The 1,185-nt window shown below is 47.3% G+C and carries 2 protein-coding genes; one reads left to right on the forward strand and one right to left on the reverse strand.

Annotated elements, in window-relative coordinates; all coding sequences use genetic code 11:
* A partial coding sequence (locus EIEH_RS15690; RefSeq protein WP_035610220.1) for an RNA-guided endonuclease InsQ/TnpB family protein occupies positions 1-766 on the reverse strand: 766 nt, incomplete at its 3' end.
* 23 nt (positions 767-789) lie between these two features.
* Between EIEH_RS15690 and tnpA the strand changes: the two genes are divergently transcribed.
* Positions 790-1,185, forward strand: a 396-nt coding sequence (tnpA, locus tag EIEH_RS15695; protein WP_035610222.1) for an IS200/IS605 family transposase, incomplete at its 3' end; no start/stop codon positions are given.

The raw sequence follows: 1,185 nt of genomic DNA on the forward strand, positions 1-1,185 counted from the left end.
TCGTGCTGACTTTATGAAGGTAGTCGTGGCGTATATTTGCGATACGAGAGTGCAGGTTTTGCACTTTGCGTTTGGCCTTCTTCCAATTGTTGCTGAACTTCACCTTACGGCTCATTTCACGCTGGAGTCTGGCGAGTTTCTTCTGATTGGTTTTAAAGCTATTTACAGGCTCAAAAACAGTGCCGTCAGAGAGTGTAGCCAGCTTCGCTATGCCAGCATCAAGCCCCACCATCGATGTTGATTCATGTTGAGGCTCCGATACTTCGTATTCCGTCTGGATGCTGACGTACCACTTGCCGCATGACTGACTGACGGTGACGTTCTTCACCTCACCCACAACCTCACGGCTGTTGCGGTAGCTTATCCAGCCCAATTTTGGCAACGATATGCGGTTATTTTCCTGCTCCAGCTTCACGCCCTGCGGGTAGCGAAATGAGTCGCTTTGACCACGTTTTTTAAACCGGGGGAATGATGCTCGTTTCTGAAAGAAATTTTTATAGGCGCGTTCAAGGTCTTTTAACGCCTGTTGCAAAGGCTGAGACGGTGCTTCTTTCAACCACCGTGTTTCAGGTTCGTTTTTCCACTCAACGAGCCATGCAGCCATTTTTACATAGGGCATGAATTTATTTCCGGCCTCATGATTCTCATTCTGTAAGGCCAGCGATTTATTGAATACAAAACGACATGCCCCAGCGAAGCGCCTCATATCGCGCTCTTGTTGACCATTAGGTCTTAACTGGAATTTGAAGGCTTGTAGTCGTTTCATGCCTCTGATTATACTTTTGGCCTATGACAAAAGAAATTGATATTCGTCGAGGAAGACACTGTACTTTCCTGATGCATGTTCACTTGGTGTTTGTTGCCAAGTATCGACGCAGAGTGTTTGATCAGGATGCTATCGAGAAGCTACGAATCTATTTTGCCAGTGTATGCGCTGATTTTGATGTTGAGCTGGTTGAGATGGATGGAGAAAGAGATCACGTTCACCTGCTGATCAACTACCCACCAAAATTAGCGGTATCCAGTTTGGTGAACAGCCTCAAGGGGGTGTCCAGTAGGTTACTGCGTCGTGATCGCCCCGACATTGCCGCACGGTATTACTACAAAGGCGTTCTATGGACTCCGGGTTACTTTGCCAGTAGTTGCGGCGGAGCGCCAATATCCATCATCAAGCAATACATTGAG

It is taken from the genome of Edwardsiella ictaluri ATCC 33202, from assembly GCF_000264785.1.
GTDB classification, from domain to species: domain Bacteria; phylum Pseudomonadota; class Gammaproteobacteria; order Enterobacterales; family Enterobacteriaceae; genus Edwardsiella; species Edwardsiella ictaluri.